The organism is Geodermatophilus sabuli (assembly GCF_900215145.1).
GTDB classification, from domain to species: domain Bacteria; phylum Actinomycetota; class Actinomycetes; order Mycobacteriales; family Geodermatophilaceae; genus Geodermatophilus; species Geodermatophilus sabuli.
Genome location: NZ_OBDO01000013.1, coordinates 127409 through 134300, shown reverse-complemented (window position 1 = coordinate 134300; position 6892 = coordinate 127409). Strand labels below are relative to the sequence as shown.

Genomic DNA, 6892 nt, shown 5'->3' with positions numbered 1-6892 from the left:
CCACACACAAACCGTGTGCAGCGCCGGGGGTATAAAACTTGGCACTGACTTTCGGCACGCTGTTGAGTTCTCAAGGAACGGACGCACAAGAACTCATCCCTCGCGGGCTTCGTCCCTGGCGGCTTGTCCTACCGTACGCCGTGCACGGCTCGCTGTCACACCCGGAGGTCTGACCCGCGGCTCCCGGGTCTCGGACCCAGTCTCGCTCGGCGCAGAGAGAAAGTTACGCGGCGGGAAGAGACTCGTCAAACCGGCCGGGGCGCCACCAGGGTCGGAAGGCCCTGTCGGTGCCGGCCCACGAGGCAAACGTCCAGGTCAGGAGGTTGGAACGAGTGCTGGGATGCGACCGAGGTCACGTCCGGCATCGCCTCACCAGTCCCATTGGCGCCTCCCCAAGCCGCGTCAGAGGCCCAGGAGGCTCTCGATGCCGACGGTCAGACCGGGACGCCGCGCGATCTCCCGCACCGCGAGCAGGACGCCGGGCATGAAGGAGGCGCGGTCGTAGGAGTCGTGTCGCAACGTGAGGGTCTCCCCCGGGGCGCCCATGAGCACCTCCTGGTGGGCGACGAGGCCGCTGAGGCGCACGGCGTGCACCGCCACCCCGTCGACGTCCGCGCCGCGCGCTCCGGGGAGGGAGTCGGTGGTGGCGTCGGGCGAGGGCGGCAGTCCGGCGGCCCGGCGGGCCTCGGCGACCAGGCGAGCGGTGCGGACGGCCGTCCCCGAGGGGGCGTCCACCTTGTTCGGGTGGTGCAGCTCGACGATCTCGGTCGAGGGGAAGAAGCGCGCCGCCTCCTGGGCGAAGCGCATGAGCAGGATCGCCCCGATGCCGAAGTTGGGAGCGATGACCACACCGACCCCGGGCTTGGCTTCCAGCCACTCCGCGACGGTGGCGAGCCGGGCCTCGTCGAAGCCGGTCGTGCCGACGACGCAGTGGATGTTGTGGTCGATGCAGAAGCGGATGTTGTCCATCACGACGTCCGGCCGGGTGAAGTCCACGACGACCTGGGCCCCGGTGTTGGCGAGGTCGAACAGCCACTCCCCCGAGTCCACCATCGCCACGAGCTCGAGGTCCTCGGCGGCGTTGACCGCCTTGACCACCTCCGTGCCCATCCGCCCGCGTGCTCCGAGCACCCCGACCGGGATGAGCGGGGTCTCCCCCGTAGCCGAGGGCGATCCGTGCTGGTCGGAGGCGGGGGTACCGGTGGTCACGCGGTCAGGCTTCCCGCCGGGCGCCGGTGATGCAAGGCGGCCGCGCCGTCAGCCGGGGGTCCTCCGGAGCAGGCCGGCCGCCAGCGCCAGACCGACGAGGACACCGGCCACGTCGGCCAGCCAGTCGGCCACCGACGCCGAGCGCGCCAGCGGCGAGAGGCCCTGCGCCACCTCGCTGGCAGCCGCGTAGGACACCAGGGCCACCCCCAGCACGCCCGCCCGGATCCCGGCCCACCGCCCGCTCAGCGCCAGGGCCGCGAACAGCAGCAGGTGCACGAGCTTGTCGACACCCGGCGGGGCGGACGGCACGTCGTCCCCGGGCGCGAACAGCACCGCCAGGGAGACCAGGACCGTCACGGCGAAGACGCCCCGTGACAGCGCACCGTGGACGGCGAGGGCGGGGTGCCGGGCGCTCATCAGAGCCGGTCGAGGTCCGACTCACGGTAGGGCCCGACGACGGCCAGGCAGGTCTCGCGCGTCAGCAGCTCTGCCGCCACCGCGCGGACGTCGTCCTCACCGACGCCGTCCAGGCGGGCCAGCACCTCCCGCACCGGTAGGTACTCCCCGTAGGACAACTCGCTCTTGCCCAGGCGGCTCATCCGGGAGCCGGTGTCCTCGAGCCCCAGGACGAGCCCGCCCTTGAGCTGCCCCCGCCCGCGGGCCACCTCCTCGGGTCGCAGCCCCTCGGCGGCCACCCGGGCCAGCTCCTCGCGGACCAGGCGCAGGACCTCCGGCACCCGCTTGGGCGAGCAGCCGGCGTAGACCGAGAACGCCCCGGTGCCGGCGTAGTGGGTGAGCGCGGTCCCGACGCTGTAGACGAGCCCGCGCTGCTCCCGGATCTCCTGGAACAGCCGCGAGCTCATGCCCCCGCCGACGGCGGCCTCCAGCACCGCGGCGGCGTAGCGCCGGTCGTCGAGCCGACCCATGCCCACCGACCCCAGCAGGAGGTGGGCCTGCTCGGTGCGGCGGTGGATCAGCCCGGTCGGGCGCGCGGGCCTCGTGGCGGTCCCCTCCTCGCCGCGGCGCAGCGGAGCGGGCCGGGCCGGACCCGCCAGGCGGGAGCCGAACACGGCGGTGACCAGGTCGAGCACCTCGCGGTGGTCCACCCGGCCGGCCGCGGTCACCACGATCGAGGGCGGGACGTACCGCTGCCGGTACCAGCCGTCCACGTCGTCCCGGGTCAGCGCCTCGATGGAGTCGACCGTGCCCAGCACCGAGCGTCCGAGCGCCGTGCCACCGAAGAGCGTCTCGGCGAACAGGTCGTGCACGGCGTCGGCGGGTTCGTCGTCGCGCATGGCGATCTCCTCGAGCACGACCGTGCGCTCGGACTCCAGGTCCGCCGCGGTGTTCAGCGCGTCGGTGACGAGGTCACCGAGGAGCGTGACGGCCAGCGGGAGGTCGCTGGCGAGCACGTTGGCGTAGTAGCAGGTGTGCTCCTTGGCGGTGAAGGCGTTCATCTCACCGCCCACGGCGTCCATGGCCGTCGCGATCTCCAGCGCGCCGCGGCTGCCGGTGCCCTTGAACAGCAGGTGCTCGAGGAAGTGCGAGGAGCCGGCGACGTCGTCGGTCTCGTCCCGGGACCCGACGCCGACCCAGATGCCGACCGTCGCCGACAGCACGCCGGGCATGGTCTCGGTCAGCACCCGCAGGCCGCCAGGCAGCTCGGTGCGCTCGACCCGGCCGCCGAACTCGTCGACGTCGAGGACGACGGTCTCCCCGACACCGGCCGGGGCCGGGACGGGCGTTCCTGCGCCCGTGCCGGCCCCGGTCGTGATCTGCGTGGTGTCCGTGGTCACGCCTCCGCAGGCGCGGCCGCGTCGGCCGGGGCGTCGGAGGTGGCGGCCTCGCCCTCGGCGGCGACCGGCACGAGGCTGATCTTGCCGCGGGCGTCGATGTCGGTGATCTCCACCTGCAGCTTGTCGCCGACGTTCACGACGTCCTCGACCTTGGCGATCCGCTTGCCACCGCCGAGCTTGCTGATGTGCACCAGGCCGTCCTTGCCCGGGAGCAGGGAGACGAAGGCACCGAACGGCGTGGTCTTGACGACCGTGCCGAGGAAGCGCTCGCCGACCTTCGGCATCTGCGGGTTGGCGATGGCGTTGATCCGGTCCACCGCGGCCTGGGCCGAGGGGCCGTCGGAGGCGCCGACGTAGATCGTGCCGTCGTCCTCGATGGTGATGTCCGCGCCGGTCTCGTCCTGGATCGCGTTGATCATCTGGCCCTTGGGGCCGATGACCGCGCCGATCTTGTCGACCGGGATGCGCACCGTGGTCACCCGCGGGGCGTACGGGCTCATCTCGTCGGGGGCGTCGATGGCCTCGCCCATGACGTCGAGGATGTGCAGCCGGGCCGCGCGGGCCTGGGTCAGCGCCTGCGCGAGGACGTCGGAGGGGATGCCGTCGAGCTTCGTGTCCAACTGGAGGGCCGTGACGAAGTCCTTGGTGCCGGCAACCTTGAAGTCCATGTCACCGAAGGCGTCCTCGGCCCCGAGGATGTCGGTGAGCGCGACGTACTCGGTCTTGCCGTCGACCTCGTCGGACACCAGGCCCATCGCGATGCCGGCGACGGGGGCCTTCAGCGGCACGCCGGCGTTGAGCAGGGCCAGCGTCGAGGCGCAGACCGAGCCCATGGACGTGGAGCCGTTGGAACCCAGCGCCTCCGACACCTGCCGGATGGCGTAGGGGAACTCCTCGCGGTCGGGCAGGACCGGCAGGAGCGCCCGCTCGGCGAGCGCGCCGTGGCCGATCTCGCGGCGCTTGGGCGAACCCACGCGGCCGGTCTCACCGGTCGAGTACGGCGGGAAGTTGTAGTTGTGCATGTACCGCTTGCGCGTCTCGGGCGAGAGCGTGTCCAGCTGCTGCTCCATGCGGAGCATGTTCAGCGTGGTGATGCCCAGGATCTGGGTCTCGCCGCGCTCGAACAGCGCCGAACCGTGGACACGCGGGACGACCTCGACCTCGGCCGACAGCGGCCGGATGTCGGTGAGACCGCGGCCGTCGATGCGGACCTTGTCGCGCAGGATGCGCTGACGCACGACCTTCTTGGTGACCGCCCGGAACGCTCCGGAGATCTCCTTCTCCCGGCCCTCGAACTGGCCGGCCAGGGCGGCCTTGACCTCGTCCTTGAGGGCGTCGGTGGCGGCCTCGCGCTCCTGCTTGCCGGCGATGGCCTGGACCTCGGCGAGCTTGGCGGCGGCCTGGGCCTCGACGGCGGCGTAGACGTCGTCCTGGTAGTCCAGGAAGCGGGGGAACTCCGCGACCGGCTTGGCGGCCTTGGCGGCCAGCGCGCTCTGGGCCTCGCACAGCGCCTTGATGAACGGCTTGGCGGCCTCGAGGCCCTGCGCGACGACCTCCTCGGTCGGGGCGGGGGCGCCGCCGGCGACCAGCTGGATCGTCTTCTCGGTGGCCTCGGCCTCGACCATCATGATCGCGACGTCGCCGTCCGGGAGCACGCGACCGGCCACGACCATGTCGAAGACGGCGTCCTCGAGCTCCTTGTGCGTCGGGAAACCGACCCACTGGCCGTTGATCAGCGCCACGCGGGTGCCGCCGACCGGGCCGGAGAACGGCAGGCCCGACAGCTGGGTGGAGGCCGAGGCCCCGTTGATCGCCAGCACGTCGTAGAGGTGGTCGGGGTCCAGCGACATGACCGTGATGACGACCTGGACCTCGTTTCGCAGGCCCTTGGCGAAGGTCGGGCGCAGCGGGCGGTCGATCAGCCGGCAGGTGAGGATCGCGTCCTCGGACGGCCGGCCCTCACGCCGGAAGAACGAGCCGGGGATCCGCCCGGCGGCGTACATGCGCTCCTCGACGTCGACCGTCAGCGGGAAGAAGTCGAACTGCTCCTTCGGCTGGCGGCCGGCCGTGGTGGCCGACAGCAGCATGGTGTCGCCCATGGTGACGACGACCGAGCCGGCGGCCTGACGGGCCAGGCGCCCGGTCTCGAAGGTGACGCTGCGGCTGCCGAAGCTGCCGTTGTCGATGACCGCGGTGGCGGTGGTGACCCCGTCCTCGGGGTCGAACTCTGCAGCGGTGCTGCTGTTCTGGGTGGTGGGTGCGGACACGTCGTCCTCTTCCTACGTCGCATGCGGCGACGTCCTCTTGTGGCGCCCTGCGCCGAACTGCGCCCGGGTGACCGGTCTTCGATCGAAGCCCTCGGGAGGGTTTCCCCCGTCGGGGGACGACCATGCCCGGGGGCCACTACCGAGGACCGACCAGCGTGGGGGTCCGGCAAGGGGGCCGGGGTCTCGTGGGGCGGGTGCCGCACGAGAGAGGGGACCGTCCCGGTGGGACGGCCCCCTCGTGGCTCAGCGGCGCAGACCGAGCCGCTCGATGAGCGAGCGGTAGCGGTTGATGTCCGTCTTGGCCAGGTAGTTCAGCAGCCGGCGACGCCGGCCGACCAGCAGGAGCAGGCCCCGCCGGCTGTGGTGGTCGTGCTTGTGCTGCTTGAGGTGCTCGGTCAGGTCGCTGATCCGGCGGGTCAGCATCGCGACCTGCACCTCGGGCGAGCCGGTGTCCTTCTCGACCGTCGCGTACTCGGTCATGATCTGCTGCTTCGTCGCGCTGTCGAGCGCCATGGACGGCCTCCTGGCCAGGTCACGTGTGGCCCCCGGTCTCGGTCACGGGGGCAGGCTGCACACACGTCGGGGTTCCCGACGCCGTCGCCAAGGTTACACACCGGGCGACGACGGCCGTCGGCGCGTCAGTCCAGGCCCAGCACCGCGCGGGTGTCGGCGACGTCACGGTCCATCGCCGCGACCAGCTCCCCGACGCCGGCGAAGGCGAGCATCGGGCGCAGCCGCTGCACGAACTCGACCCCGACGTGCTCGCCGTAGAGGTCGCCCTCGAAGTCGAGCAGGAACGCCTCGACGGTCCGCCGGCTGCCCTGGAAGGTGGGGTTGGTGCCGACCGAGATCGCCGCCGGCGCGCTGCTCACCGTGGCGCCGCTGCGCGGGTCGCGGATGACCAGGGACCCGGCGTAGACGCCGTCGGCCGGGACGGCGGTGTAGGGCGGGGACTCCACGTTCGCCGTGGGGTACCCCAGCTCACGGCCCCGCCGGTCCCCCCGGACGACGATCCCCTCGATGCGGTGCGGCCGGCCCAGCGCGCGGGCGGCCGGGGCCATGTCCCCGGCCGCGACGCAGGCCCGGATGTAGGTCGAGGAGATGGTGATCTCCCCGGTCGTGAGGGTGTCCGGGCCCGTCGTGAGGTTGGCCAGCGGCACCCCCTCGACCGTGAAGCCGAAGCGCCGCCCCTCCTGGGTGAGCGTCGCGACGGTGCCCGCGGCCCGGTGGCCGTAGGTGAAGTTCTCCCCCACCACCACCGACGCCACGTGCAGGTGCTCGACCAGCACCGTGTGCGTGAAGGTCTCCGGCGACATGCGCATGAACTCCGGGGTGAACGGGAGCACGCACATGGCGTCGACGCCGAGCCCGGCCACCAGCTCGGCCTTGCGGTCCATCGAGGTGAGGATCGCCGGGTGCGAGCCAGGGCGCACCACCTCCGACGGGTGCGGGTCGAACGTCAGCAGCAGGCAGGGCCGCCCCGTCGAGCGCGCCCGCGCCACCGCGGTGCCGATCAGCTCCTGGTGCCCCCGGTGGACGCCGTCGTACATGCCGACCGTGACCACCGTGCGCCCGAGGTCACCCGGGGTGGCCTCCAGCCCCCGCCAGCGGAGCACCGGC

General features: G+C 72.4%; 6 protein-coding genes. All 6 read right to left on the bottom strand.

Annotation, left to right across the window (positions count from 1 at the left end):
* Positions 1-402: 402 nt before the first annotated feature.
* The 6 genes from dapB to CRP39_RS24155 all read right to left on the bottom strand — a co-directional run bounded on the left by dapB (position 403) and on the right by CRP39_RS24155 (position 6888).
* On the bottom strand, positions 403-1209 hold the full coding sequence (gene dapB / locus CRP39_RS24180) for a 4-hydroxy-tetrahydrodipicolinate reductase (protein ID WP_097208940.1): 807 nt from the start codon (positions 1207-1209) through the stop codon (positions 403-405).
* 48 nt (positions 1210-1257) lie between these two features.
* A complete protein-coding gene (locus CRP39_RS24175; protein WP_097208939.1) occupies positions 1258-1626 on the bottom strand; it encodes a VanZ family protein in 369 nt (122 codons plus the stop codon).
* Positions 1626-3005 (bottom strand): M16 family metallopeptidase, encoded by a 1380-nt coding sequence (locus CRP39_RS24170; protein ID WP_245854083.1) that lies wholly within the window; start codon positions 3003-3005, stop codon positions 1626-1628. The genes CRP39_RS24175 and CRP39_RS24170 overlap by 1 nt, the downstream gene beginning before the upstream one ends.
* The gene (locus CRP39_RS24165) at positions 3002-5272 is read right to left on the bottom strand and encodes a polyribonucleotide nucleotidyltransferase (protein ID WP_097208938.1); all 2271 of its coding nucleotides are present in this window, start codon (positions 5270-5272) and stop codon (positions 3002-3004) included. The genes CRP39_RS24170 and CRP39_RS24165 overlap by 4 nt, the downstream gene beginning before the upstream one ends.
* Before the next feature lie 243 nt (positions 5273-5515).
* Complete coding sequence (rpsO, locus tag CRP39_RS24160; RefSeq protein WP_072920360.1) at positions 5516-5785, bottom strand: 30S ribosomal protein S15; 270 nt, start codon at positions 5783-5785, stop codon at positions 5516-5518.
* A gap of 125 nt (positions 5786-5910) precedes the next feature.
* Positions 5911-6888, bottom strand: a complete 978-nt coding sequence (locus CRP39_RS24155) for a bifunctional riboflavin kinase/FAD synthetase (protein WP_097208937.1) — start codon at positions 6886-6888, stop codon at positions 5911-5913.
* Positions 6889-6892 lie beyond the last annotated feature (4 nt).

Excerpts from the sequence above, each read along its gene's own strand:
- CRP39_RS24175 (WP_097208939.1), bottom strand. The coding sequence starts at position 1,626 with ATGAGCGCCCGGCACCCCGCCCTCGCCGTCCACGGTGCGCTGTCACGG.
- rpsO (WP_072920360.1), bottom strand. The coding sequence starts at position 5,785 with ATGGCGCTCGACAGCGCGACGAAGCAGCAGATCATGACCGAGTACGCG.